The organism is Streptomyces sp. NBC_00663 (genome assembly GCF_036226885.1).
In the GTDB taxonomy this organism is placed as follows: Bacteria; Actinomycetota; Actinomycetes; order Streptomycetales; family Streptomycetaceae; genus Streptomyces.
Map to the genome: position 1 here is coordinate 3,937,337 of NZ_CP109027.1, position 25,054 is coordinate 3,962,390.

Below are 25,054 nucleotides of genomic sequence, written 5' to 3' on the forward strand. Positions count from 1 at the left end.
GGGGCCGGCGGGCCTTCTTCGCCTTTCCAAAGGCTTTCGAAGGCCCGCCGAACTCCCGTCAGACCTCTTCGACGCTGCTCGGCTCGCGCCGCGACAGGTCGATGCCAAGCTCCTCCGCAGCGCGGAAGACGTCCTCGTCGGTGTCGCGCATCTCGATGGACATGCCGTCCGAGGACAGCACCTCCACGTTGAGGCACAGGGACTGCATCTCCTTGATGAGCACCTTGAAGGACTCGGGGATGCCGGGCTCGGGGATGTTCTCGCCCTTGACGATGGCCTCGTAGACCTTCACGCGGCCGGTGACGTCGTCGGACTTGATGGTCAGCAGCTCCTGGAGGGCGTACGCGGCGCCATAAGCCTCCAGCGCCCACACCTCCATCTCACCGAAGCGCTGGCCACCGAACTGGGCCTTACCACCCAGCGGCTGCTGGGTGATCATCGAGTACGGACCGGTCGACCGGGCGTGCAGCTTGTCGTCGACCAGGTGGTGGAGCTTGAGGATGTACATGTACCCGATCGAGATCGGGTCCGGGAACGGCTCACCGGAGCGGCCGTCGAACAGCCTCGCCTTACCGGTCGGCTGCACCATGCGCTCGCCGTCGCGGTTCGGGATGGTGTGGTTCAGCAGACCCGCGAGCTCGTCCTCACGCGCACCGTCGAACACCGGGGTGGCGACGTTGGTGCCGGGGGCGACCTGGTCGGCGCCGATGTTCTGAAGGCGCTGCGCCCAGTCGTCGGCGAGACCGGAGACGTCCCAGCCGCGGCTGGCGAGCCAGCCGAGGTGGATCTCCAGGACCTGTCCCGGGTTCATTCGGGACGGGACACCCAGCGGGTTGAGGATGATGTCGACCGGAGTTCCGTCCTCGAGGAACGGCATGTCCTCGATCGGAAGGATCTTCGAGATAACACCCTTGTTGCCGTGGCGGCCGGCGAGCTTGTCACCGTCCGTGATCTTGCGCTTCTGCGCCACGTAGACACGAACCAGCTGGTTCACGCCCGGCGGCAGCTCGTCGCCCTCCTCACGGTCGAAGACGCGGACGCCGATGACCTTGCCGATCTCGCCGTGCGGCACCTTCAGAGAGGTGTCACGGACCTCGCGCGCCTTCTCACCGAAGATCGCGCGGAGCAGGCGCTCCTCGGGGGTCAGCTCGGTCTCACCCTTGGGCGTGACCTTGCCGACGAGGATGTCACCGGCGACGACCTCGGCACCGATCCGGATGATGCCGCGCTCGTCGAGGTCGGCGAGGACCTCCTCGGAGACGTTCGGGATGTCCCGGGTGATCTCCTCGGGGCCGAGCTTGGTGTCACGGGCGTCGACCTCGTGCTCCTCGATGTGGATCGAGGAGAGGACGTCGTCCTGCACGAGGCGCTGCGACAGGATGATCGCGTCCTCGTAGTTGTGACCCTCCCACGGCATGAACGCCACGAGCAGGTTCTTGCCCAGGGCCATCTCGCCGTTCTCGGTGGCCGGACCGTCGGCCAGGACCTGGCCCTCGATGATCCGGTCGCCCTCGTTGACGATGACCTTCTGGTTGACCGAGGTGCCCTGGTTGGAGCGGGCGAACTTGGCCAGGCGGTACGTGATGTACGTGCCGTCGTCGTTGGCCGTGGTGATGTAGTCCGCGGAGACCTCCTGGACCACACCCGCCTTCTCGGCCTTGACCACGTCGCCGGCGTCGACGGCGGAGCGGTACTCCATGCCGGTGCCGACGAGCGGGGACTCGGACTTAATCAGGGGCACGGCCTGACGCATCATGTTCGCGCCCATGAGGGCACGGTTGGCGTCGTCGTGCTCGAGGAACGGGATCATGGCGGTCGCGACCGACACCATCTGGCGCGGCGAGACGTCCATGTAGTCCACGTCGTCACCGGGGACGTAGTCGACCTCGCCGCCACGACGGCGGACCAGGACGCGGTTCTCGGTGAAACGCATGTTGTCGTCGAGCGTGGCGTTGGCCTGCGCGATGACGAATCGGTCCTCTTCGTCGGCCGTGAGGTAGTCGACCTCGTCGGTGACGACGTCGCCGTCGACCCTGCGGTAGGGCGTCTCCACGAAACCGAACGCGTTGACGCGGCCGTAGGAGGCGAGCGAACCGATCAGACCGATGTTCGGGCCTTCGGGCGTCTCGATCGGGCACATACGGCCGTAGTGAGACGGGTGCACGTCACGGACCTCGAAGCCGGCCCGCTCACGGGAGAGACCACCCGGGCCGAGCGCCGACAGACGACGCTTGTGGGTGAGACCCGACAGCGGGTTGTTCTGGTCCATGAACTGCGACAGCTGGCTGGTGCCGAAGAACTCCTTGATGGAGGCGACGACCGGCCGGATGTTGATCAGGGTCTGCGGCGTGATCGCCTCGACGTCCTGGGTCGTCATGCGCTCACGCACGACGCGCTCCATACGAGCCAGACCCGTACGGACCTGGTTCTGGATGAGCTCGCCGACGCTGCGCAGACGACGGTTGCCGAAGTGGTCGATGTCGTCGGTCTCGACGACGATGTTCACACCGCTGTCGCCGACCGTCTCGGTCTCGCCCGCGTGCAGCTTCACCAGGTACTTGATCGTCGAGATGATGTCCTCGACGGTCAGGACCCCGGCGTTCAGCGGGGCCTCGCCGCCCAGCTTCTTGTTCACCTTGTAGCGGCCGACCTTGGCGAGGTCGTAGCGCTTGGAGTTGAAGTAAAGGTTCTCAAGAAGCGTCTGCGCGGCCTCGCGCGTGGGCGGCTCGCCCGGACGCAGCTTGCGGTAGATGTCGAGCAGCGCGTCGTCCTGGCCCTGGGTGTGGTCCTTCTCCAGGGTGGCGCGCATCGACTCGTACTCGCCGAACTCCTCCAGGATCTGCTCGGTCGTCCAACCGAGAGCCTTGAGCAGAACGGTCACGGACTGCTTGCGCTTGCGGTCGATGCGGACACCGACCATGTCGCGCTTGTCGATCTCCATCTCCAGCCAGGCACCCCGGGAGGGGATGATCTTGGCGGAGAAGATGTCCTTGTCGGACGTCTTGTCGATGGAGGAGTCGAAGTAGACACCCGGCGAACGGACCAGCTGCGACACCACGACACGCTCGGTGCCGTTGATGACGAAGGTGCCCTTGTGGGTCATGAGCGGGAAGTCGCCCATGAAGACCGTCTGGGACTTGATCTCGCCGGTCTCGTTGTTGGTGAACTCAGCCGTCACGAAGAGCGGGGCCGCGTACGTGAAGTCGCGGTCCTTGCACTCGTCGATGCTGTTCTTCGGCGGCTCGAAACGGTGGTCGCGGAACGTCAGCGACATCGACCCGGAGAAGTCCTCGATCGGAGAGATCTCCTCGAAGATCTCCTCCAGACCGGACTTGGTGGGGACGTCCTGACCGGACTCCAGGGCCTCCTCGACCCGACTCTGCCAGGCGGTGTTCCCGAGCAGCCAGTCAAAGCTCTCGGTCTGGAGCGCAAGCAGGTTCGGAACCTCGAGAGGCTCCTTGATCTTTGCAAAAGAGATGCGCAGCGGGGCAGTGCTGGCGGCGTTGTTCGTATTCGCGGTCGAGGCGTTGCGCGAGGCGGCCAAGAGGGGGTCCTTCCGAGGGCTCGGACTCACTACGCGCGTACCGGTCCCTCTCCAGCGCACAAACACAGAGATCCCAGGTCGGGGATGCTCTAGTCGTCGATGCTGAGGCGAGGGCAGACCCCTGGTGACGGGCAGGGGACAGCTAACAGGCAGCGCAAAGGGTCAGTGTAGCCACTTGGCGCACTGATGTCCAGCCCCGCTTTTCTTTGGTCCTCGTCACCCTCAACGCCTTCGGCATGCCTGCCCTCAACGCACGTTGATACTGCCCTCTTCGTCGCCGATCCATGCCTCGGATTCGGACCGTTCTGGCGACGCGTCCTGAGAATTGCGCGCGGCGTGCGGTTCGTCAAGGCCTGTCTCGCCCAAACCGGGTGCTGCGCTCGTCACTTGCGGCCTGCCCACCAGGCGTGCTCCAGACGTGCACCAGGCGGACTCCAGGCACGACGAAGATCACCATACTCCCCGCCGTCCCGGGTGCAAGGCAGCCGCCGCCGGGCCCTCGGAAACGCCGAAGAGCGACCACCCGGATGGATGATCGCTCTTCGCTGCGTCAGCGTTACAGCCCTCTTACGAGGCCTGCGGCATGCGCGAGTCCGTGCGGACCCGTGAGGTGTTACTTGACCTCGACGGAGGCGCCGGCGCCCTTGAGGGCCTCGGCGGCCTTCTCCGCGGCGTCCTTGGCGACCTTCTCGAGAACGGGCTTCGGGGCGCCGTCCACGAGGTCCTTGGCCTCCTTCAGACCCAGGGAGGTCAGCTCACGCACGACCTTGATGACCTGGATCTTCTTCTCGCCAGCGCCGGTGAGGACGACGTCGAACTCGTCCTTCTCCTCGACGGCCTCGGCGGCGCCACCGGCACCACCGGCGGGGGCGGCAACGGCGACGGCCGCGGCGGCGGTGACGTCGAACTTCTCCTCGAACGCCTTCACGAACTCGGAGAGCTGGATGAGGGTCATGCCCTCGAACTCGGCGAGCAGTTCGTCCTGGGTGAGAGCCATGATGGCTTCCTTCCAATTCAATTCGGCAGGTGCCGGATGTACATGTCTGGCGGGCGTACGTTCGGCCCGCTACGACCGCTCCCTGGGGCGCGAAGCCTCAGGCGGCAGTCATGATGCGAGCCGAATTACTCGGCACCGCCCTGCTCGTCCTGCTTGGCACGAAGCGCGTCCACGGTGCGAACGAGCTTCGAGGGAAGCGCCTGGAAGAGCTGCGCAGTCTGCGTCTGCTTGCCCTTCATGGCGCCCGCCAGCTTGGCGAGCAGAACCTCGCGGGACTCAAGGTCCGCAAGCTTCTTGATCTCGTCGGCGGACAGCGCCTTGCCGTCAAGGACACCGCCCTTGATGACGAGGTTCGGGTTGTCCTTGGCGAAGTCACGAAGACCCTTCGCCGACGTCACCGGGTCACCGGAGATGAAGGCGACCGCCGTCGGACCGTTGAACAGGTCGTCAAGCGTGTCGATCCCGGCCTCGTTGGCCGCGATCTTGGTCAGCGTGTTCTTCACCACGGCGTACTGGGCGTCTTCACCGAGCGAACGACGCAGCGTCTTGAGCTGCGCCACGGTGAGACCCCGGTACTCGGTCAGCACAGCGGCGTTCGAGCTACGGAACTGGTCCGCGAGCTCGGCTACCGCGGCAGCCTTGTCGGGCCTTGCCATAAGCGTGGCCTCCTTCCGGGTGATGAGGACCGCTCAGAAGGAGCTGTGAAAAACGAAACGCCCCGGCGCAAGCGCCCGGGGCGTAGCTCAACCTTCATGGACGAATCCAGAACGGGAGCAACTTCCACAGTCACCTGCGCGGGTCGTCCGCGGTAATCAGCGGATCCTTCGGTCACCGCGCCCTCTCACGAGCACACGGCAACGACCAGCGGTCTTTGGCTTCTGTAGGAGAGTACGTGACCGGATCGCCGTCAGGCAAATCCGGTCGTACGGTGCTCAGCCGCTCTGGGCTTCCTTCATCATCTCGGCGAGGTCGACGGTGTCCTTGGCGGGCGGCGCCGAGACCGTCACCGGCTTGTTGATGTCGAGGAAGGTGATGGTCAGGTCGAGCGGGCCCTTGTCGGCGTCGCCCTTCATGCGGAACTGCTTGGTGTGGTCCTCACCGTCGATCCACATGTCCATCGTGAGCTTGTCGACGCCCATCTTCTCGTACTGCTCGACGCTCTTCTCCCGCTTCTCGCGGGTCGCCTTGTCCTCGCCCTTGAAGGAGTCCCGGAGCGCGTCGAGGGTCAGGGTGCCCGAGTAGTGGGTCGTCTCGACCCCGTCGACCTTCTCCTCGCCGACCTTCTTCACGTCCTTGGCGCCGGTCATGAAGGTGGACTCGGCCGCCGGGTTCTGCTCGGCCTGTCCGGCGCCCGCGGCGCCCCCGCCGAGCTGCTCGTCGCTCAGCGCGGACATGTCGAACTTCATCCAGGTCTTGCCGTCCATCTCCTTGGCCAACTCGGGGTTGCCCCCGATGTACATGACCTTGTCGACGAGCCGGATCTCCGCGGAGCCGTCCTTGCCCTGGTCCAGCGCCGTCATCTTCATGCTCATGGCGATGCTGGGCTTGATCCGCATCGAGGCCTCGGCCTTGATGCGCCCCTGCTCCGGATACTCACCCGTCATCCGGTACCGCAGGGACGAGATGTCGTCCGAGTTCTTCGCCGCCTTGGCCACCGCGGCGGCCGGCGTCATCTTCGGCGACTCCTCGGACTCCCCCTTGGAACAGCTCACCGCACCGGCGGCCAGGGCCACGGCGGCCAGCCCCACGCCGACCGTCCTACAGCGCGCGGAACGTCGAACAGAAAACCCCATCGATTCCCCCCAAGGAACACCAGGACCGCGACCACACGGAACACATGGTCGATTCACAGCAGGATCGCGAGCCTAACCGACGGGGCGGAAGCGATCCCGTGAATTCCGTGTGGCTCAGGAGGTGGTGCCCGCCACGGTGCCGCCCTGCTTCTCCAGCAGCACCTTGAAGTCCTCGGTGTCGCTCGCCGGGGGCTCCTCGGCGGAGACTTTCACGCCGTAGTCGCTGTAGTAGGCGGTCTGGGTCAGGTCTCCTGTGGCCATACGGCCCTTCTCGACCTTCTTGACCAGGAGGTCCTGGTCGTTGACCCAGATGTCGACGGTCTCCGTGGTGACCCCGGCCTGGTCGAGCTGCTTCTTGAGGTCGGCGAGCTGGCTCGCGGTGAGGCTGGAGTTCTTGCCGGCGAGGTCGGCGACGTCGACGGTGCCGGAGTAGTGCGTGGCGTTCTCGCCGCGGACCTTCTCCTCGCCGACCTTCTTCACGTCCCCGGAGGCCAGCAGGAGCTTCACCGACTGGTTGGGCGTGGTGTTCTGCATCTGGTCCTTGAGGTACGCGCCGGAGCCGCCCGCGAGATCCGCGAGGTCGTCGTAGTCGTACTTGATCCAGTGCTTGCCGTCGGCCTGCTCGGCGAACTTCTCGCCCATCTTCGCGTAGTAGGCGTCGGGGAGGTACCGGGCCTCCATCGAGGTGGTGCCCAGCTGGCGCATGGTGTCGGCGAGGGTGCCGCCGGTGTACTCGATGGTGACGGTGCCGGTGATGCCGTCCGCCCAGCCGAGGGCGCCGTCGGCGGTCATGGACATCATCGAGCCCATGGCGGTCGTGGACTCGACCCGGGCGGAGTCGGCGGCGTCGGTGGACTTCTCGGCGGAACGCAGCGCGGCTATCGGGCTGACCTTGGTCGTGCCCTGGCCGCTCCCCGAGGTCCGGTCGTCCTTGTCGGAGCCCCCCGAGTCCCCCGCCGACGAACAGGCCGCCAGGCCTGTCAGTGCGGTCGTCGTGGCGATCGCGAGAGCCATCCGGCGTACGGTCGTGCTCTTCATTCGTCCCACCCCTATGTGATTCCTGTCCCGCACGTTAGCGCGAGCCTCTGACACACGTACCCGGAAATGGGACGGGCCCCGCACCTCGAAAGGTTGCGGGGCCCGTGACCTGACTTCGGTGAGCTCAAGCTCAGACCGCGGCCGGGTCCTCCTCGACGAGGAGGTTGCGGGTGCGGTTCGGGTCGAGCGGAATGCCGGGGCCGATCGTGGTGCTGATCGCGGCCTTCTTGATGTAGCGACCCTTGGCGGCGGACGGCTTCAGACGGAGGATCTCCTCCAGCGCGGCGCCGTAGTTCTCCACCAGCTTGGTCTCGTCGAACGACGTCTTGCCGATGATGAAGTGCAGGTTCGAGTGCTTGTCGACGCGGAACTCGATCTTGCCGCCCTTGATGTCGTTGACAGCCTTGGCGACGTCCGGGGTCACGGTGCCGGTCTTGGGGTTCGGCATGAGACCACGGGGGCCGAGGACACGGCCGAGACGGCCGACCTTGCCCATGAGGTCCGGGGTGGCGACGACGGCGTCGAAGTCCAGACGGCCCTTCGACACCTCGTCGATGAGCTCGTCGGAGCCGACGATGTCGGCGCCCGCGGCGACTGCGGCCTCGGCACGGTCACCGGTCGCGAAGACCAGGACCCGGGCGGTCTTACCGGTGCCGTGCGGAAGGTTCACGGTGCCACGGACCATCTGGTCGGCCTTGCGCGGGTCGACACCCAGACGGAAGGCGACCTCGACGGTGCCGTCGAACTTGGAGGTGGAGGTCTCCTTGGCGAGACGGACGGCCTCGAGCGGGGCGTAGAGCTTTTCCCGGTCGACCTTGGCGTCCGCAGCGCGGAGAGACTTGCTGCGCTTGCTCACTACTTCTCCTGGAGATTCTTAGGAGTCGTGGTTAGGGCCGAGCAGGCCCCGCCACTTCTGCTGATTACGGGTTGGGGCTCAGCCCTCGACGACGACGCCCATGGAACGCGCGGTACCGGCGATGATCTTCGCGGCGGCGTCCAGGTCGTTGGCGTTGAGGTCGGGGAGCTTGGTCGTGGCGATCTCGCGGACCTGCGCCTCGGTGATCTTGGCGACCTTGGTCTTGTGCGGCTCGCCAGAGCCCTTCTCGATGCCCGCGGCCTTCAGGATCATCTTCGCGGCCGGCGGCGTCTTGGTGATGAAGGTGAAGGAGCGGTCCTCGTAGACCGTGATCTCCACCGGGATCACCCAGCCACGCTGCGACTCGGTCGCGGCGTTGTAGGCCTTGCAGAACTCCATGATGTTGACGCCGTGCTGGCCCAGCGCGGGGCCGACCGGCGGAGCCGGGTTGGCTGCACCGGCCTGGATCTGGAGCTTGATAAGCCCCGTGACCTTCTTCTTCTTGGGAGGCATGCTCTCTCCGGGTCCTTACTGAGAGTTGGTTACCACCTGCGTCATTCGGATGAATCATCAGGCAGATGGCATACCGCACCACGATAGCCGCTCTTCCCTCAGGACATGAAATCGGCAGCTCAGGACTGTGGTGAGGACCACGGGGCGAACGGCGGCCGCCCCCGCCGGACGGACACCCCACTGCCCACCGAGAGGATCAGCAGGATGCCGGTCGGCAGGCCGAGCCCGACGGTCATGGCACCGACGTAGCCGAGACCGCCCTCCTCCGCCGCCACGGTCGGGTCGGAGGCCAGATACCGGACGACGATCGGCTTGCCGTCCCGCGAGACCCTGTTCTCCCGGGTCCCGGTGAGGGCCGGCAGATCCGCCTCCACCCGCTTGCCGTCGACCTCGAACTCGACCCAGCAGCGGTGGGCCCAGCAGTTGCTCTGCCCGTTCGAGTGGAAGGTGCCGACCGCGCGCGCACCGTCCTGCACCTCTGCGACCCGGTGCCACTGCGTGATGCCCACATAGAGCGGCGGAACCGCGAAGAGCGCCGCGCACAGCAGAAGCAGCAGGGGCGCCCGGAAACGGCGAAGGCGCCCCGGCCCGGTGTTCACCGGGGAGGCGCCCTCACTGTTGGCTGTGTCGGCCAAGAACGTCAGCCCTTCCGGCGTCAGTTCTTCTGGATCTGGTCGAAGGACAGCTCGACCGGGGTCTCGCGGCCGAAGATCTCGACGAGGCCCTTGACCTTCTTCGAGTCGGCGTTGATCTCGTTGATCGTGGCCTGCAACGTGGCGAAGGGGCCGTCGGTGACGGTGACCGAGTCGCCGACCTCGAAGTCCAGGACCTGGACCTCGACCTTGCGCTGCGGAGCGGGCTTGCCCTCGGCCTCGGCGGCCTCACGGGCGGCCTTCTCCTCGGCCTCCGGGGCGAGCATCTTGACGATCTCGTCCAGGGTCAGCGGGTACGGGTCGTAGGCGTTGCCCACGAAGCCTGTGACGCCGGGCGTGTTGCGGACGACACCCCAGGACTCGTTCGTCAGGTCCATGCGCACCAGCACATAGCCGGGGAGCTTGTTCTGACGGATCGTCTTGCGCTCGCCGTTCTTGATCTGCGCGACCTCTTCCTGCGGCACCTCGGCCTGGAAGATGAAGTCCTCGACGTTCAGCGAGACGGCGCGCTGTTCGAGGTTGGTCTTCACGCGGTTCTCGTAACCGGCGTAGGTGTGGATGACGTACCACTCGCCGGGGAGGGTGCGCAGTTCCTCGCGCAGGGCGACGACGGGGTCGACCGGCTCGGCCGGCTCTTCCTCGACGGCCTCTTCCTCGTCCTCGACGTCCTCGACATCGCCGCCGGACTCGTCCTCGGCGTCCTCGTCGGATTCGTCCTCGACATGGAGGGCGGCTTCCTCGGCGGGGTCGCCCGCCTCTTCATCGGCAGCCTCGACCTCGTCCAGGTCCTCGTCCGCGCCCTCGACGATGTCGAGCTCGTCTTCCACGGACTCGTCCGGCTCGATGGCGTCGTTCAGGTTCTGGTCAGACACGGTGGCTGCTTCTTCCTGGATACATAGGGGTGGAACATGCGAAAGGGGCGCCGGTAACCACGGCGCCCTATCGCTCTTTGATCAGCCGAAGACGTACTCGGCGGCGTGGTTGAGTCCATAGTCAATCACGGTGACCAGGCCGATCATGACGATCACGAAGACGATCACCACGGTCGTGTACGTCGTCAGCTGGCCGCGCGTAGGCCAGACGACCTTGCGAAGCTCTGCGACGATCTGTCGGTAGAAGATACCGAGGCGCTTCAGCGGGCCCTTCTTGGCACGCTTGCCACCCTTGCGGGCCTTCTTATTCGACTCTGGCGCCTCGTCCTGGGCATCAGGCGTATCGATGGAGCCCACGGCGTCCGCCATTCGTCCTCACCTGTTCCCGGGTCGTGGCCGTGCCGCGCCCGGTCTGAGCCGCACGGCGGTGCATTGCTGTACGTACATGCGCACACATCCTGGCGAAGGTGTGTGTAGCAGGGCCGGAGGGACTTGAACCCCCAACCGCCGGTTTTGGAGACCGGTGCTCTACCAATTGAGCTACGACCCTTTGTGGTTCCCCCCAAACGTACCGCATCCGTCCGAGTGCTCGGTGTGCACCGGATGAGTGCGACCGTTGTGAGGCCAACGAGGTGAGAGTGTACGTGTTCCTGAGCCCTCCGTCGAACAGAAAGGGCCTGCCGGGGCCGCACTGGCCGAAGATCGTCCCGGCGACGAACGCACGGCGGCCGAAGATCACCCAGGCCACCGCGCCAATACCCCTGTGAAACCGGACGGTTGTTCTGTAGCTGTTCAGTCTGTGAAACCCGCGTGCCGGGGGCGTTTCCGGTCTGAAACGATGGGCCCCATGAGCGCTGCAACCCCTCCCACCGAGCGCCGGGTCTCCGCCCGAGTCGGCGCGATCTCCGAGTCCGCCACCCTCGCCGTGGATGCCAAGGCCAAGGCCCTGAAGGCCGCCGGGCGCCCGGTGATCGGCTTCGGCGCCGGTGAGCCCGACTTCCCGACCCCGGACTACATCGTCGAAGCCGCCATCGAGGCGTGCAAGAACCCGAAGTACCACCGCTACACGCCGGCCGGCGGGCTGCCCGAGCTGAAGGCCGCGATCGCCGCGAAGACGCTGCGCGACTCCGGCTACGAGGTCGACGCGAGCCAGGTCCTCGTCACCAACGGCGGCAAGCAGGCCATCTACGAGGCCTTCGCCGCGATCCTCGACCCGGGCGACGAGGTCATCGTCCCGGCTCCGTACTGGACGACGTACCCGGAGTCGATCCGCCTCGCCGGCGGTGTCCCGGTCGAGGTCGCCGCAGACGAGACGACGGGCTACCGGGTCTCGGTCGAGCAGCTGGAGGCGGCGCGCACGGAGAACACGAAGGTCCTCCTCTTCGTCTCCCCGTCCAACCCGACCGGCGCCGTCTACACCCGCGCGCAGATCGAGGAGATCGGCCGCTGGGCCGCCGAGAAGGGCCTGTGGGTCCTGACCGACGAGATCTACGAGCACCTGGTCTACGGCGACGCCGAGTTCCACTCCCTCCCGGTCGTCGTGCCTGAGCTCGCCGACAAGACCATCGTGGTCAACGGTGTGGCCAAGACGTACGCCATGACGGGCTGGCGCGTGGGCTGGGTCATCGGCCCGAAGGACGTGGTCAAGGCCGCGACGAACCTCCAGTCGCACGCCACGTCCAACGTCTCCAACGTGGCCCAGGTGGCCGCCCTCGCCGCCGTCTCCGGCGACCTGTCGGCCGTCGAGGAGATGAAGGAGGCGTTCGACCGCCGCCGCAAGACCATCGTGCGCATGCTCAACGAGATCGACGGCGTGCTCTGCCCCGAGCCCGAGGGCGCCTTCTACGCCTACCCGTCGGTGAAGGCCCTGATCGGCAAGGAGATCCGCGGCAAGCGCCCGCAGAACTCGGTCGAGCTGGCCGCGCTGATCCTGGAGGAGGCCGAGGTCGCGGTCGTCCCGGGTGAGGCCTTCGGTACGCCGGGCTATCTGCGCCTGTCGTACGCGCTGGGCGACGAGGACCTCGTCGAGGGTGTCTCGCGGATCCAGAAGTTGCTGTCCGAGGCCAGGGACTGACCTGGGGTGCCGAGCGGGCCGTCTCCTTCGGGAGGCGGCCCGCTTCGTGTTTGCGTGCGAGCAAGACCACGTTCGGGGAAAGCGCTACCGGGACGGCGGTGGCGTACGGCAGGATCAGCGAATGGAGCGTGTACGTGATGTCTCTGAGCTGCCGAAAGCCCATCTGCACCTGCACTTCACCGGGTCCATGCGGCCCGGGACGGTTCTGGAACTGGCCGACAAGTACGGCGTACGGCTGCCCGACGCGCTGACGGAGGCGCTGACCAGCGGGGAGCCGCCACGGCTGCGGGCCACGGACGAGCGGGGCTGGTTCCGGTTCCAGCGGCTCTACGACGCGGCCCGTTCGTGCCTCAGGCGGCCCGAGGACATCCAGCGGCTGGTGCGGGAGGCGGCGGAGGAGGACGTCCGGGACGGCTCGGGATGGCTGGAGATCCAGGTCGACCCGACGTCGTACGCCCCGCGCCTGGGCGGGCTGATCCCGGCGCTGGAGGTCATCCTCGACGCGGTGGAGACGACCTCGCGGGAGACCGGGCTCGGGATGCGGGTGCTGGTGGCCGCGAACCGGATGAAGCACCCGCTGGACGCGCGGACGCTGGCCCGCCTCGCGGTGCGGTACGCGGACCGGGGTGTCGTCGGCTTCGGGCTCTCCAACGACGAACGGCGGGGCATGGCGCGGGACTTCGACCGGGCCTTCGCCATCGCCCGCGACGGCGGGCTGCTGTCGACGCCGCACGGCGGGGAGCTGAGCGGGCCGTCGTCGGTGCGGGACTGTCTGGACGACCTGGACGCGCACCGGATCGGGCACGGGGTACGGGCCGCGGAGGATCCCCGGCTGCTGAAGCGGCTGGCCGACCGGGGCGTGACCTGCGAGGTCTGTCCGGCCTCGAACGTGGCGCTCGGGGTGTACGAGAAGCCGGAGGACGTGCCGCTGCGGACGTTGTTCGAGGCGGGCGTACCCATGGCGCTCGGCGCCGACGACCCGCTGCTGTTCGGCTCACGGCTGGCGGCGCAGTACGAGATCGCGCGGCGGCATCACGGGTTCACCGACCGGGAACTGGCGGAGCTGGCCCGGCAGTCGGTGCGGGGTTCGGCGGCGCCGGAGGACGTCAAGACGCGGCTGCTGGCCGGCGTGGACGAGTGGCTCGCTCGCCCGGTCTCCTGAAGTGGGCGTAGGGCGGATACGCCTTGTAGCAGATGTCCAGCTCCAAGGGGTGGCCGCCGGTCCCGGGCGGCTCGGCGAGTGTGAAGGCCGTCATGAACGCCATGTGCCCCTCGGCGACGCGCTTGTGACGCGGGCCCCAGCCGGCCGCGTAGGCGAATTCGGTGGCCGTCTGGGCGAAGACGTCCCTGGTGCCGAACAGGAAGAAGGTCCGGGCGTGGGTGGCGTGCCGCAGCTCGTCCCGGACGTCCGCGTGTGACTGGCGGGCACGCCAGGACTCCGCGTCCCGCGCGGTGCGGGCCTCGTCGGTGCCCACGGTCAGCGGGGTGCCGTGGGTGAGGCGGCGGCGCAGCTCGGGCCACTGGCTGGCGCGCAGGCCGACGCTGTGGTGGGCCAGGACGAGGTCGACCCGCTCTCCCCACCCCTCGTCGGGCGGGACCCCGTCGCGGAGCGGGACGTGGACGATCGTGTGGCGCGAGTAGGCGGCGAAGGAGAACAGGCCGGCGAGCCGGTTCAGCCCGTCGTGATCACCGAGGAGCAGGCCGATCGGCTCCGGGGCGCTCAGTGAGGTGTGGCGGAGAGGCGTGCGGGGGCGGACGACGCGGCGCTGGTGCGGGCCGATGCGGGGGGTGTACTCGGTGAGTCTCAGGCGCATCGCTCAAGCGTTCCGGGCGTGTCCTGGGCCCGGCAACTGAGATTCCGCGCGCCTACAGGGTCACGCCGACGGTCACCGGTTCGTTGACGAGGGTGACACCGAAGGTGCGGTGGACGCCTGCGACGACCTCTCGGGCGAGGGCGAGGAGGTCCTCCGTGGTCGCCTCGCCGCGGTTGGTGAGGGCGAGGGTGTGCTTGGTGGAGATGCGGGCGGGGCCGGTGCCGTAGCCCTTGGTGAAGCCGGCCTTGTCGATGAGCCACGCGGCGGAGGTCTTGGTGTGGCCCGCGCCGGCCGGGTAGGCGGGGGGTTCGGCGTCGGGGCCGAGGTGCTGCTTCACGCGCGCGTGGAAGGCGCTGAAGTCGGCGTCCGTGAGGATCGGGTTGGTGAAGAAGGAGCCGGCCGACCAGGTGTCGTGGTCGTCGGGGTCGAGGACCATGCCCTTGCCGGAGCGCAGCTTCAGTACGGTCTCGCGGGCGGCGGCGAGGGGGACGCGGTCGCCGGGTTCGACGCCGAGGGCGCGGGCGGTCTCGGCGTACTTGAGGGGCGCGGAGAGGCCGCCGGCGTCCTCGAGCGCGAAGCGGACGCGGAGGACGACGTACCGGTCGGGGTCGGCCTTGAAGCGGCTGTGGCGGTACGAGAAGGCGCAGTCGGCGTTGGTGAGGGTGACGGTGTCGCGGGCGACGCGGTCGTAGGCGATCACGTGGGTGATCGTGGCGGAGACTTCCTGGCCGTAGGCGCCGACGTTCTGGATGGGGGTGGCGCCGGCGGAGCCGGGGATGCCGGCGAGGCACTCGACGCCGGCGAGCCCGGCCTCCACGGTGCGGGCGACGGCGTCGGTCCACACTTCGCCGGCGGCGAGCTCCAGGTGGGGGCCGTTGAGTTCGATGCCCTTGGTCGCGATGAGCAGAGCGGTCCCGTCGAAGCCCTTGTCGCCGATGACGAGGTTCGATCCGCCGCCGATGAGCAGGAGGGGCGTGCCCGCGTCGTCGGCCTCGCGAACGGCTTCGATCACCTCGGCGTCGGTGGTCGCGATGACCAGCCGGGTGGCCGGACCGCCGAGACGGAAGGTGGTGAGCGGGGCGAGGGGGGCGTCGTGTCGTTCCTGCACGGGTCAAGGGTACGTGGCGGTCCGGGGCGGACGGTTGGTGGTGGGTCACGTTCAAACGCGGGTGCGGGTCATGCCGCCCAGGGGCGCGGGGAACTGCGCGACCAGCCACGACGCACCCGCACCCGCACCCGCCGCACCATCCTGCCCGTCCGACGGGGGTCCAGGGGGCGGAGCCCTCTGGGAGCGGGGTCGAAGGGGCGGCAGCCCCTGGGGATGGGACGGGTAGGGGCGGCGGGGGCGAGAAACCCGACCCAGCGGAAACGGCCCCACCCCCAGGGGGCAGGGCCGTTCACCACCGTTCAGGCCGCGATCGTCTCCCGAACCGGCGCCGCCTCCTCCTCCACCACCGAAGCCTCCGCACCCCGCCCCCGCGGAATCACCAGCGCCGCCACCCCGGCGAGAGCGACGACCGCGGACCCGGTGACCAGAGCCGGCCGCAGCCCGTCGACGAACGTCTGTCCGGTCTCGTATCCCCCCTGCGCCGAGAAGATCGACCCCATGATCGCGATGCCGAGCGCACCCCCCACCTCACGCAGCGCGTTGTTCGCCCCGGAAGCGATCCCCTGCTCCGAACGCCGCACACTGGACATGACCAGGTTGGAGGCGGGAGCGAAGAACAGTGCCATGCCGATACCGCTCATGATCAGACCGGGCAGCTGGACGGCGTAGGACGCGTCGACGGTGATGACCGAGGCCAGATATCCGAGCCCGGCCGCCTGGAAGAAGAGGCCGGTGGCGACCACCGGACGCCCGCCGATCCGGTCGGAGAGGATGCCCGCGATCGGCGCGACCAGCATCGGCATACCCGTCCACGGCAGCATCCGCAGCCCCGCCTCGGTCGGCGAGTACCCGAGCACCCCCTGCATGTACTGGCTGAGCAGGAAGATCGAACCGAACATGCCGAGGAACATCAGCAGGCTGGCCGCGTTGATCCCGGAGAAGGCCCGGGAGCGGAACAGCCGCATCGGAAGCATGGGGTTCTTGGCCCGTGTGCCGTAGATCACGAATCCGACGAGGAGCGCGGCACCGGCGAAGAGGGCGATGAGGACCACGGCGTCCGTCCAGCCGTCCGCGGGGCCGCGGACCAGGCCGTAGACGATCCCGAAGAGCCCGCCGCTGGCAAGGAGCGTGCCGGGGATGTCGAGCGGGGCGCCGGTGCCGTGGGACTCGGCGAGGCGGAGGCGGGCGAGCGGCAGCAGCGCGACGCCGAGCGGGACGTTCAGCCAGAAGATCCACTGCCAGGAGATGTGCTCGGTCAGGCTGCCGCCGATCAGCGGTCCGGAGGCCACCGCCAGCCCGTTGACGGCACCCCAGATGCCGTACGCCATCCCGCGCTTGGCCGCGGGAACGGCCGCCGTGAGGAGGGTGAGCGTCAGCGGCATCATGATCGCCGCTCCGACGCCCTGGACCGCGCGGGCCGCGATCAGGCTGTCGATGCCGGGGGCCATGGCCGCCGCGGCGGACGCCCCGGTGAAGATCGTCAGGCCCACGAGGAAGAGCCGGCGGCGGCCGAAGCGGTCGCCGAGGGCCGCGCCGAACATGAGGAGGACGGCGAAGGTGAGGGTGTAGGCGCTCACCGTCCATTCCAGGTCGTGCAGCCCGCCCCCGAGATCCGCGCGGATCGATGGCAGGGCGGTGGTGACGACGAGGTTGTCGAGGGCCGCCATGAATCCGGCGACGCTGGTGATGACGAGAGCCCAGACGGCTCCCCCGCGTGGTGCCTTCGGTATGGCTTGCTGTGACATCGCTCCCCCAGAGCTTGATAGATAGTTATTGATCACTAACTTTTGCGCTCACAAAAAGACGCCGAAGACGCCCGTCTCCACCCGCTTCACTTCTCCAGCCGGCCCTTCAGCCGCGCCGACGGGTACATGCCCTCCCACACCCGGTGCTCGGGCGGAAACCCCATCGCGACCAGGCAGTTGATGAGCATCCCGTACGCCAGGAAGACCGTCGTCTCGCCGACGTCGGCACCCAGGGGCAGATGGACCGTGTCCCACAGCCGCATCCAGCCCTCACGCACCGCCGCCCCGAACTCGAGGTCGCCCTCCTCCTCGGCCGCACCCACGGCGACGTACATCTGCATCTGCATCCGCAGCCGCTCCGGATGCTCCGCGATGACCTTGGTGTACGCGTTCGCCATGGCATGCAGGGCCTCTTCTCCGCGCAGGCCCTCGGAGGCCTCCTCGAAGGTGCGGATGGTGTCCTCCACACACCGCTCCGAGACCGCCAGGAAGATCGCCTTCTTACCCGGGAAGAGCCGGAAGAGATACGGCTGCGAGACCCCGACCCGCTTGGCGATCGCCTCGGTCGACGTGCCGTGGTAGCCGCCGCGGGCGAACTCGATCGTCGCCGCGCGGATCACGCTCTCGCGCCTCTCCTCTGCACTCATCCTGGCCATGTCCAGTAAGTTAGTACTCAATCACTAACTACGTCAAGGGGGGCTTGCGACAGCCGATGAGCGCCCATGAGTAAGGGGCGCCCCACCATGGAGAGCGCCCCTTACCGCATGCCTTGATGTGCCGGTCAGGCCAGCCGTACGACCGCTCGCGACATCCCCAGCACCTTCTGCCCGGCGCTGGTCGCGGTCAGGTCCACGCGGACCGTGTTGTCGTCGAGCTTGGCCGCGACCTTGCCGCTGACCTCGATGACAGCGCCCTGATCGTCGTTGGGGACGACGACGGGCTTGGTGAAGCGGACGCCGTACTCGGCGACGGCACCCGGGTCGCCGACCCAGTCCGTCACCACGCGGATCGCCTCGGCCATGGTGAACATGCCGTGCGCGATGACGTCCGGCAGCCCGACCTCCTTGGCGAACTTCTCGTTCCAGTGGATCGGGTTGAAGTCCCCCGACGCACCCGCGTACTGGACGAGCGTGGCCCGGGTCACGGGGAAGGTCCGGGCCGGCAGTTCGGTGCCGACCTCGACGTCGTCGTATGCGATCTTCGCCGTCATGTTCTTCCTCACGCCTCCTCTGCCGCGCGCGCGACCAGCTTGGTCAGGGCGGTCACGACGTGCTCGCCGGCCTCGTCGTGGACCTCGCCGCGGATGTCCACGATGTCGTTGCCCGCGAGGGACTTGATCGCCTCGATGGTCGAGGTGACCGTGAGGCGGTCACCGGCGCGGACCGGGCGGCTGTAGGCGAACTTCTGGTCGCCGTGCACGACGCGGCTGTAGTCCAGGCCCAGTTGCGGGTCGGCGACGACCTGGCCCGCAGCCTTGAAGGTGATCGCGAAGACGAAGGTCGGCGGCGCGATCACATCGGGGTGCCCGAGCGCCTTGGCCGCGTCCGGATCGGTGTACGCCGGGTTGCTGTCCCCCACGGCCTCCGCGAACTCACGGATCTTCTCCCGGCCCACCTCATAGGGCTCGGTGGGCGGGTAGGTCCGCCCCACGAAGGACTGGTCGAGCGCCATGGGCTCGGCACCTCCTGCTGATCGCCGGTACTGGCCGGTAGTGGCCTACGAACGACGCGAGGCCGCCCCCCTGACTACTGGGGACGGCCTCGCGTACGAGCCTGATTTATCGCGTCTCGCGGTGCGCGGTGTGCGCATTGCAACGCGGGCAGTGCTTCTTCATCTCCATACGATCCGGGTTGTTACGCCGGTTCTTCTTGGTGATGTAGTTCCGCTCCTTGCACTCCACGCAGGCCAGCGTGATCTTCGGGCGGACGTCGGTGGCAGCCACAGGAGTGCTCCTTGACGAACGGATAGGACTGATTTAACGCAAAGAAGAGTAGCCGATCGAAGGACCGACCCCACAATCGGCTACTGTCAGTAGCGGTGACCGGACTTGAACCGGTGACACAGCGATTATGAGCCGCTTGCTCTACCGACTGAGCTACACCGCTTTGATGGGATCGGGTCCCGTCTCGCGACGGGAACCTCACCCACCAGAGCCCCAATACGGAATCGAACCGTAGACCTTCTCCTTACCATGGAGACGCTCTACCGACTGAGCTATTGGGGCGAGCGATGAAGACATTACACGGTCCGCAGCCGTTCACCCAAATCCGTTTCGAGGCCCCGCCCGAGACCGCTCCGACACCATTCCCACCAGCCTCCGAGGCCCCTCCCGTACGGCGGACCACACCGGTACGACTATTGCGCTCCTCCGCGCTGTGAGCGGATCACCGCCCTAGGCTCGACTCACTCTGCGTGATCTTGCGTCCCCGCTGCGCGCAGCCCGCGCCCGGAGCGGAGTCCGAGCCACGTGCGTTGAACCCTGAGCCCTGAGCCTTGAGCCCGGAGCCTTGAGCCCCTGGAGCGCGATGCCCGACAGCCAGCCGCAGCCGCCCCCCTCGTCGTCCTCGTCCGGCGCCTCCGACACGACCTCACTGCTGTTGTGCGGGGCCCGGCTGACCGATGGCCGGACCGTGGACGTACGGCTCGGCGGCGGGCGCATCGAGGCGGTCGGAACAGCGGGCAGCCTGGCGGCGGGCGGCACGCGCGCGTGCGGGGCGCGCGTGGACCTGAACGGCTATCTGCTCCTCCCGGCCCCGGTCGAGCCGCACGCCCACGGCGACACCGCGCTCTCCGACGACGCCGACGGACCGGTCTCGTACGACCCCCAGGACGTCCAGCGCCGGGCGACCGAGGCCGCGCTGCTGCAACTCGGGCACGGGGCGACCGCGTTGCGCGCTCACGTGCGCGTGGGCGACGTACAGGGGCTGGGCGCCCTGGCCGCCGTACTCCAGGCCCGGCGCTCGCTGCGCGGGCTCACGGAGCTGACCACGGTGGCGACGCCGCGGCTGCTGACCGGTGCGGCCGGGGCCGAGGGGCTCGCCATGCTGCGGGACGCGGTGAAGATGGGCGCCTCGGTGGTCGGCGGCTGCCCCGACCTCGACCCGGATCCGACCGGCTATGTCCAGGCGGTCCTGGACGTGGCCTCCGAACACGGCTGCCCGGTCGACCTCCACACGGACGCCTCCGACCCCGCCCGCCTGTCCCGCCTCGCCGCCATGGCCGGCGGACTGCGCCCCGGCGTCACCCTCAGCCCCTGCGGCAGCCTCGGCCGTCTGCCCTCCGAGGTCGCCTCCCGCACCGCCGACCAACTCGCCGCGGCGGGCCTGACGGTCGTATGCCTGCCACAGGGCGGCTGCGGGGGCGTGGAACGGCGCGGTACGGCTCCCGTACGACTGCTGCGCGCGGCCGGCGTGCGGGTGGCCGCCGGCAGCGGCGCGCTGCGGGACGTGTCGAACCCGGCGGGACGGGGTGACCCGCTGGAAGCCGCGTACCTCCTGGCCTCCCGCTACGGCCTGCGAGCGGAGGACGCGTACGAAGCCGTCAGCACGTCCGCGCGAGCCGTGCTGGGGCTGCCCGAGGTGCGCGTGGAGGCCGGTTTCCCGGCCGAACTGCTCGCGGTGCGCGGGGAACGCCTGGCAGGGGCCCTCTCGCTCGCCTACAGCCGCATCGTGGTGCACCGGGGGCGTGTGGTGGCGCGGACCAGCGCGGTACGGGAGTTCTGCGACTCGGCGGCGGCTGTGGAGCTGGGGTTGCCTCGGCAGGGGCGGGGGGACGTGTCGTAGACGGGCCCAACTCGCCGGGGCGGGGCTCTAGTCGTACGGGGGCTCTAGTCGTAGAGGGGGAGGGCGGGAAGGGGCTCTGCTCGGCGCGCTCTGCGTGGCGCGCTTGAGGACCGTCTCTCAGGGCGTTTGAGGGCGTTCGAGGGTGTTTGAGGACCGCCCCTCGGGACCGCTCTCCGTGCCGTTCCGTGAGGTCCGCGCGCCCGGTGCGACGGGTGTGGTCTGTACGGCGGATGCCGCCGTACGGGCGTACGGTCGAAGACATGCGCATTGTCATCGCTGGTGGTCATGGTCAGATCGCGTTGCGGCTGGAGCGGCTGCTCACCGCGCGTGGGAACGAGGTCGCGGGCATCATCCGCAAGGCGGAACAGGGCGACGCCCTGCGGGAGGCGGGTGCCGAACCGGTGCTGCTCGACCTGGAGTCGGCGTCCGTCGAGGAGGTCGCGGCCCATCTGCAGGGCGCGGACGCGGCGGTCTTCGCGGCGGGTGCGGGGCCGGGCAGCGGGGCGGCCCGCAAGGACACGGTGGACAAGGGCGCCGCGGTGCTGTTCGCGGACGCGGCGGTCCGGGCACGGGTACGACGCCACGTGGTCGTGTCGTCGATGGGCGCCGACCCCGCGCATCAGGGCGACGACATCTTCGACGTCTACCTGCGCGCCAAGGGGGAGGCCGACGCGTACGTCCGCGGCCTCGACGCCCTGGACTCGACGATCCTGCGCCCGGGCCAGCTGACGAACGACGCCGGTACCGGACTCGTCCGCCTGGAGGCCCACACGGGCCGCGGCCCGATCCCGCGGGACGACGTGGCCGCCGTGCTCGCGGAGTTGCTGGAGACACCGGCGACGGCCGGCCTGACCCTGGAACTGGTCGGCGGATCGACACCGGTGTCGGTGGCGGTGAAGTCGGTGGCCGGGAACTGAGAGCGCGCCTACGGGCGGCTCACCGCACGCGGGGCGGGCTCAGAACAGCGGCATCTGACCGGGGAACTCCGGAACGGCGTAGCCGTCCAACGCGGGCTGCGCGGCCCCCAGTTGAGCCTGCCGGCGCGAGCCGACGCAGGAGGTGAGCTCGCCGTTCTCCCGGGCTCCGGGCGGATCGTGCCGCGCGAAGCGTCCGGCGACCACGGCGATCTCACGCTGACATTCGGGGCAGCTTCTGCGACGGCTGGACATGGGGTCAGTGTGCCCCGGACGCGCTGTCGCCCCACATCGTGAGGCACATCACCACTCGTCTTCGATACAGCGCCTGGCCATACGAAGAGACCCCCTCTTCGCTGCGTTTCCGCAATGGAGAGGGGGTCTACCTTCATGTGGCGGCGCCAGGATTCGAACCTGGGAAGGCGAAGCCGGCAGATTTACAGTCTGCTCCCTTTGGCCGCTCGGGCACACCGCCAGGGGTTCGCTGCCCTTCGAACCGCTTTTCGGCGGTGCTCCGTGGCAACGACGTAAACAATACCCGATGGAGAGGGGTGCTTCGCCACCCGATTGATCAGCGCTCGGGGGACGCGGGGTGGCTAGGCTTGTCCGGATGCGGCCCGGGAACTGTGCCCGGCTCGGCGGCGGCCCCACGCCCGCCGACCGCACCCGGAACGCACCCCGATACGCACCCCGATACAAGGAGCCACAGGACATGGCCGACTCCAGTTTCGACATCGTCTCGAAGGTCGAGCGGCAGGAGGTCGACAACGCCCTCAACCAGACCGCCAAGGAGATCTCCCAGCGCTACGACTTCAAGGGCGTCGGCGCCTCCATCTCGTGGTCCGGCGAGAAGATCCTGATGGAGGCGAACTCCGAGGACCGGGTGAACGCCGTCCTCGACGTCTTCCAGTCCAAGCTGATCAAGCGCGGTATCTCGCTGAAGGCCCTGGACGCCGGCGAGCCTCAGCTGTCCGGCAAGGAGTACAAGATCTTCGCGTCGATCGAGGAGGGAATCTCCCAGGAGAACGCGAAGAAGGTGGCGAAGATCATCCGCGACGAGGGCCCGAAGGGCGTGAAGGCCCAGGTCCAGGGGGAGGAGCTGCGCGTCAGCTCGAAGAGCCGCGACGACCTTCAGGCCATCATCGCCCTGCTCAAGGGCAAGGACTTCGACTTCGCCCTGCAATTCGTGAACTACCGGTAGTCCACGGCTGGTTCACGGCCTGTGCCATGACTGGTTCGCGGCCTGTGGCGTGTCGTACGAGGAAGGGTGGGCACCTGGCCGGTGCCCACCCTTCTCGCCTGCTGGCTGCGGTTCGGGGGCGGATCAGTCGCGCGAGTTGCCGAACAGGATGCGGTAACCGATCAGGAGGACCAGTGAGCCTCCGATCGCCGCGGCCCACGTGGTGCCGTCGTAGAAGTCCTTGGTGACCGGGTGGTCCAGCCAGCGCGCCGAGATCCAGCCGCCGATGAACGCGCCCGCGATGCCGATGAGGGTCGTACCGACGAAGCCGCCCGGGTCGCGGCCCGGCAGCAGGAACTTGGCGATGGCTCCGGCCAGAAGCCCCAGGATGATCCAACCGATGATGCTCATGCCCTGAACCTGCCCTTCCGCTCTGTGCCCGCACTGTTTCGGCCCTGTGATTTCCGTCCCGGCCGACTGTGCGCCAGGGCAGGTGCGCGTGTGCGTTCCGCGTTCCCGCTGTGGCGGCAGCGCGAGTTCGTGCCGTGTTGATGAGGAGGACGTCACGCGTCCACCGATCGGTTGCACTGGTCAGTAGGGTGCGGCGCATGTCTCCTTCCGGCGCAGGTCCTGGTTCCGGCTCCGAGCTGCGACGCACCCTTGGCGTGGGCGACGCCGTGGTCATCGGGCTGGGTTCGATGGTCGGGGCCGGCATCTTCGCCGCCCTCGGGCCCGCGGCGCGTGCGGCGGGTTCCGGGGTGCTGGTCGGGCTGGCGGTCGCCGCGGTGGTCGCCTACTGCAACGCCACCTCTTCGGCGCGGCTGGCCGCGCTGTACCCGGCCTCCGGAGGCACCTATGTGTACGGGCGGGAGCGGCTCGGTCCGTTCTGGGGTTACCTCGCGGGCTGGTCGTTCGTGGTCGGGAAGACGGCCTCCTGTGCGGCGATGGCGCTCACCGTGGGCACATACGTCTGGCCGGGGCAGGCGCATGCCGTGGCGGTCGCGGCGGTCGTGGCGCTGACCGCGGTGAACTATGGCGGTGTTCAGAAGTCCGCGCTGCTCACGCGCGTGATCGTGGCGGTCGTGCTCGCTGTCCTCGCTTCCGTCGTGGTGGTGTGTCTGGGGTCGGCGGCCGCCGATGCGGGGCGGCTGAGCGGTGGGGCCTCGGGCGGTGTGGGCGGCGTGCTGGAGGCCGCCGGTCTCCTGTTCTTCGCGTTCGCGGGATACGCGCGGATCGCGACCCTCGGCGAGGAGGTGCGGGATCCCACGCGCACCATCCCCCGCGCGATCCCGTTGGCCCTGGGCATCGCGCTGGCCGTCTACGCGTGCGTGGCGGTGGCTGTCCTCTCCGTACTGGGGGCTGAGGGGCTCGGGCAGGCGACCGCACCGCTGACCGACGCCGTGCGGGCGGCGGGGGCGTCCGGGCTGGTGCCGGTGGTGCGGGTCGGCGCCGCCGTGGCCGCGCTGGGCTCGCTGCTCGCCCTGATCCTGGGCGTCTCGCGGACGACGCTGGCCATGGCTCGTGACCGGAATCTGCCCGGCTGGCTGGCGGCCGTGCATCCGCGTTTCCAGGTGCCGCACCGAGCGGAGCTGGCCGTGGGCGCGGTGGTCGCGGTCCTGGCCGCCACGGTGGACGTGCGGGGCGCGATCGGATTCTCCTCCTTCGGTGTGCTGGCGTACTACGCGGTGGCCAACGCCTCCGCGTGGACGCTCGGTTCGGCGCCGGCGGCGCGGGTGGTGCCGGCGGTGGGGCTGTTCGGGTGCGTGGTGTTGGCGTTCGCGCTGCCGGTGGCCTCGGTGGTCGTGGGCGCGGGGGTGCTGGTCGTGGGGGTGGTCGCGTACGGCGTACGGCGGCGGGTGGGGGGTGCCGCTCAGTAGGCGGCGGTGCGGTATCCGGCCGGGGGCGCGTCGCGCTGGGCGGCGGCGCGTAGGCACGGGTGGGGGCGCGTCGCGCTGGGCGGCGAGAGGGGGCGCGTCGCAATGGGCTGCGGCGCGGCAGGCGACGGGTGGGGGTGGCGCCGGGGTGGGCGGCGGCCGGGGGCGGCGAGAGGGGGGCACATCGCGGTAGGCGGCGGTGCGGCATGCGGCGGGCGGGGGCGTGTCGCGGCGGGGTGCGCCTCAGGCCGGAGTAGTGCGCGGGGCGGTGGCTATGTTCGCCGGGCGGGGTCGTGC

The 25,054-nt window shown here is 68.8% G+C and carries 25 protein-coding genes and 4 tRNA genes; 6 read left to right on the plus strand and 23 right to left on the minus strand.

The genetic code is table 11. From position 1 onward, the window contains the following. Positions 1 to 58: 58 nt before the first annotated feature. From rpoB to OG866_RS17860, 11 genes are all read right to left on the minus strand, one after another. Positions 59 to 3,544 carry a DNA-directed RNA polymerase subunit beta gene (gene rpoB / locus OG866_RS17810; protein ID WP_329335841.1) on the minus strand — a complete coding sequence of 1,162 codons (3,486 nt, stop codon included), beginning with the start codon at positions 3,542 to 3,544 and terminating at the stop codon, positions 59 to 61. A 613-nt stretch (positions 3,545 to 4,157) separates the two neighbouring features. Continuing rightward, on the minus strand, positions 4,158 to 4,544 hold the full coding sequence (gene rplL, locus OG866_RS17815) for a 50S ribosomal protein L7/L12 (protein ID WP_329344162.1): 387 nt from the start codon (positions 4,542 to 4,544) through the stop codon (positions 4,158 to 4,160). Positions 4,545 to 4,666: 122 nt separating this feature from the next. Beyond that, a complete protein-coding gene (gene rplJ / locus OG866_RS17820; RefSeq protein WP_329335843.1) occupies positions 4,667 to 5,197 on the minus strand; it encodes a 50S ribosomal protein L10 in 531 nt (176 codons plus the stop codon). 276 nt (positions 5,198 to 5,473) lie between these two features. Then, a complete protein-coding gene (locus OG866_RS17825) occupies positions 5,474 to 6,334 on the minus strand; it encodes a DUF1396 domain-containing protein (protein WP_329335845.1) in 861 nt (286 codons plus the stop codon). A gap of 114 nt (positions 6,335 to 6,448) precedes the next feature. After that, positions 6,449 to 7,372, minus strand: a complete 924-nt coding sequence (locus OG866_RS17830; protein WP_329335847.1) for a hypothetical protein — start codon at positions 7,370 to 7,372, stop codon at positions 6,449 to 6,451. Between the two features lie 130 nt (positions 7,373 to 7,502). After that, complete coding sequence (rplA, locus tag OG866_RS17835) at positions 7,503 to 8,228, minus strand: 50S ribosomal protein L1 (protein WP_329335849.1); 726 nt, start codon at positions 8,226 to 8,228, stop codon at positions 7,503 to 7,505. A 78-nt stretch (positions 8,229 to 8,306) separates the two neighbouring features. After that, complete coding sequence (gene rplK / locus OG866_RS17840) at positions 8,307 to 8,741, minus strand: 50S ribosomal protein L11 (protein WP_079312374.1); 435 nt, start codon at positions 8,739 to 8,741, stop codon at positions 8,307 to 8,309. 119 nt (positions 8,742 to 8,860) lie between these two features. Continuing rightward, positions 8,861 to 9,376, minus strand: a complete 516-nt coding sequence (locus OG866_RS17845; RefSeq protein ID WP_329335851.1) for a hypothetical protein — start codon at positions 9,374 to 9,376, stop codon at positions 8,861 to 8,863. 20 nt (positions 9,377 to 9,396) lie between these two features. Then, a complete protein-coding gene (nusG, locus tag OG866_RS17850; RefSeq protein ID WP_329335853.1) occupies positions 9,397 to 10,266 on the minus strand; it encodes a transcription termination/antitermination protein NusG in 870 nt (289 codons plus the stop codon). 81 nt (positions 10,267 to 10,347) lie between these two features. Continuing rightward, positions 10,348 to 10,635, minus strand: a complete 288-nt coding sequence (secE, locus tag OG866_RS17855; RefSeq protein ID WP_329335855.1) for a preprotein translocase subunit SecE — start codon at positions 10,633 to 10,635, stop codon at positions 10,348 to 10,350. 108 nt (positions 10,636 to 10,743) lie between these two features. Then, positions 10,744 to 10,816, minus strand: a tRNA-Trp gene (locus OG866_RS17860). Between the two features lie 297 nt (positions 10,817 to 11,113). Between OG866_RS17860 and OG866_RS17865 the strand changes: the two genes are divergently transcribed. Both OG866_RS17865 and OG866_RS17870 read left to right on the plus strand, forming a co-directional pair. Next, positions 11,114 to 12,340, plus strand: a complete 1,227-nt coding sequence (locus OG866_RS17865) for a pyridoxal phosphate-dependent aminotransferase (protein WP_329335857.1) — start codon at positions 11,114 to 11,116, stop codon at positions 12,338 to 12,340. Positions 12,341 to 12,461: 121 nt separating this feature from the next. Beyond that, a complete protein-coding gene (locus OG866_RS17870; RefSeq protein ID WP_329335858.1) occupies positions 12,462 to 13,502 on the plus strand; it encodes an adenosine deaminase in 1,041 nt (346 codons plus the stop codon). Here OG866_RS17870 and OG866_RS17875 read toward each other — a convergent pair. The 9 genes from OG866_RS17875 to OG866_RS17915 all read right to left on the minus strand — a co-directional run bounded on the left by OG866_RS17875 (position 13,447) and on the right by OG866_RS17915 (position 19,231). Continuing rightward, on the minus strand, positions 13,447 to 14,154 hold the full coding sequence (locus OG866_RS17875) for a hypothetical protein (RefSeq protein WP_329335859.1): 708 nt from the start codon (positions 14,152 to 14,154) through the stop codon (positions 13,447 to 13,449). The genes OG866_RS17870 and OG866_RS17875 overlap by 56 nt on opposite strands. A gap of 52 nt (positions 14,155 to 14,206) precedes the next feature. Beyond that, positions 14,207 to 15,262 carry a UDP-N-acetylmuramate dehydrogenase gene (locus OG866_RS17880; RefSeq protein WP_329335861.1) on the minus strand — a complete coding sequence of 352 codons (1,056 nt, stop codon included), beginning with the start codon at positions 15,260 to 15,262 and terminating at the stop codon, positions 14,207 to 14,209. Positions 15,263 to 15,561: 299 nt separating this feature from the next. Beyond that, positions 15,562 to 17,007: a DHA2 family efflux MFS transporter permease subunit gene (locus OG866_RS17885; RefSeq protein WP_329335863.1), complete on the minus strand. Its 1,446-nt coding sequence runs from the start codon at positions 17,005 to 17,007 to the stop codon at positions 15,562 to 15,564. Positions 17,008 to 17,093: 86 nt separating this feature from the next. Next, the gene (locus OG866_RS17890; protein WP_329335865.1) at positions 17,094 to 17,663 is read right to left on the minus strand and encodes a TetR/AcrR family transcriptional regulator; all 570 of its coding nucleotides are present in this window, start codon (positions 17,661 to 17,663) and stop codon (positions 17,094 to 17,096) included. A 125-nt stretch (positions 17,664 to 17,788) separates the two neighbouring features. Next, entirely contained in the window at positions 17,789 to 18,217 is a 429-nt protein-coding gene (locus OG866_RS17895) for a MaoC family dehydratase (RefSeq protein ID WP_329344164.1), read from the minus strand. 8 nt (positions 18,218 to 18,225) lie between these two features. Next, positions 18,226 to 18,678: a MaoC family dehydratase N-terminal domain-containing protein gene (locus OG866_RS17900; RefSeq protein WP_329335866.1), complete on the minus strand. Its 453-nt coding sequence runs from the start codon at positions 18,676 to 18,678 to the stop codon at positions 18,226 to 18,228. Positions 18,679 to 18,784: 106 nt separating this feature from the next. Beyond that, the gene (gene rpmG, locus OG866_RS17905; RefSeq protein ID WP_018834916.1) at positions 18,785 to 18,949 is read right to left on the minus strand and encodes a 50S ribosomal protein L33; all 165 of its coding nucleotides are present in this window, start codon (positions 18,947 to 18,949) and stop codon (positions 18,785 to 18,787) included. Between the two features lie 90 nt (positions 18,950 to 19,039). After that, positions 19,040 to 19,112: transfer RNA gene (locus OG866_RS17910), tRNA-Met, on the minus strand. Between the two features lie 46 nt (positions 19,113 to 19,158). Then, positions 19,159 to 19,231 (minus strand) — tRNA-Thr (locus tag OG866_RS17915). 301 nt (positions 19,232 to 19,532) lie between these two features. On the opposite strand from OG866_RS17915, the gene OG866_RS17920 reads away from it, so the two are divergent. Then, positions 19,533 to 20,789, plus strand: a complete 1,257-nt coding sequence (locus OG866_RS17920) for an amidohydrolase family protein (protein ID WP_329335868.1) — start codon at positions 19,533 to 19,535, stop codon at positions 20,787 to 20,789. A 260-nt stretch (positions 20,790 to 21,049) separates the two neighbouring features. Then, on the plus strand, positions 21,050 to 21,706 hold the full coding sequence (locus OG866_RS17925) for an NAD(P)H-binding protein (RefSeq protein WP_329335870.1): 657 nt from the start codon (positions 21,050 to 21,052) through the stop codon (positions 21,704 to 21,706). Positions 21,707 to 21,745: 39 nt separating this feature from the next. On the opposite strand, the gene OG866_RS17930 is transcribed toward OG866_RS17925, so the two are convergent. Together OG866_RS17930 and OG866_RS17935 are read right to left on the minus strand one after the other, a co-directional pair. Beyond that, positions 21,746 to 21,958 (minus strand): hypothetical protein, encoded by a 213-nt coding sequence (locus OG866_RS17930; protein WP_329335872.1) that lies wholly within the window; start codon positions 21,956 to 21,958, stop codon positions 21,746 to 21,748. 138 nt (positions 21,959 to 22,096) lie between these two features. Next, a tRNA-Tyr gene (locus tag OG866_RS17935) sits at positions 22,097 to 22,178 on the minus strand. A gap of 237 nt (positions 22,179 to 22,415) precedes the next feature. Here OG866_RS17935 and OG866_RS17940 point away from each other — a divergent pair. Beyond that, positions 22,416 to 22,904, plus strand: coding sequence for a YajQ family cyclic di-GMP-binding protein (locus tag OG866_RS17940; protein ID WP_329335874.1), 489 nt, complete (start codon positions 22,416 to 22,418; stop codon positions 22,902 to 22,904). A 123-nt stretch (positions 22,905 to 23,027) separates the two neighbouring features. Here OG866_RS17940 and OG866_RS17945 read toward each other — a convergent pair whose 3' ends face one another. Continuing rightward, positions 23,028 to 23,294: a GlsB/YeaQ/YmgE family stress response membrane protein gene (locus tag OG866_RS17945; RefSeq protein WP_329335875.1), complete on the minus strand. Its 267-nt coding sequence runs from the start codon at positions 23,292 to 23,294 to the stop codon at positions 23,028 to 23,030. Positions 23,295 to 23,491: 197 nt separating this feature from the next. Here OG866_RS17945 and OG866_RS17950 point away from each other — a divergent pair, with 197 nt between their 5' ends. Then, a complete protein-coding gene (locus tag OG866_RS17950; RefSeq protein ID WP_329335877.1) occupies positions 23,492 to 24,760 on the plus strand; it encodes an APC family permease in 1,269 nt (422 codons plus the stop codon). The last annotated feature ends 294 nt before the right edge of the window (positions 24,761 to 25,054 follow it).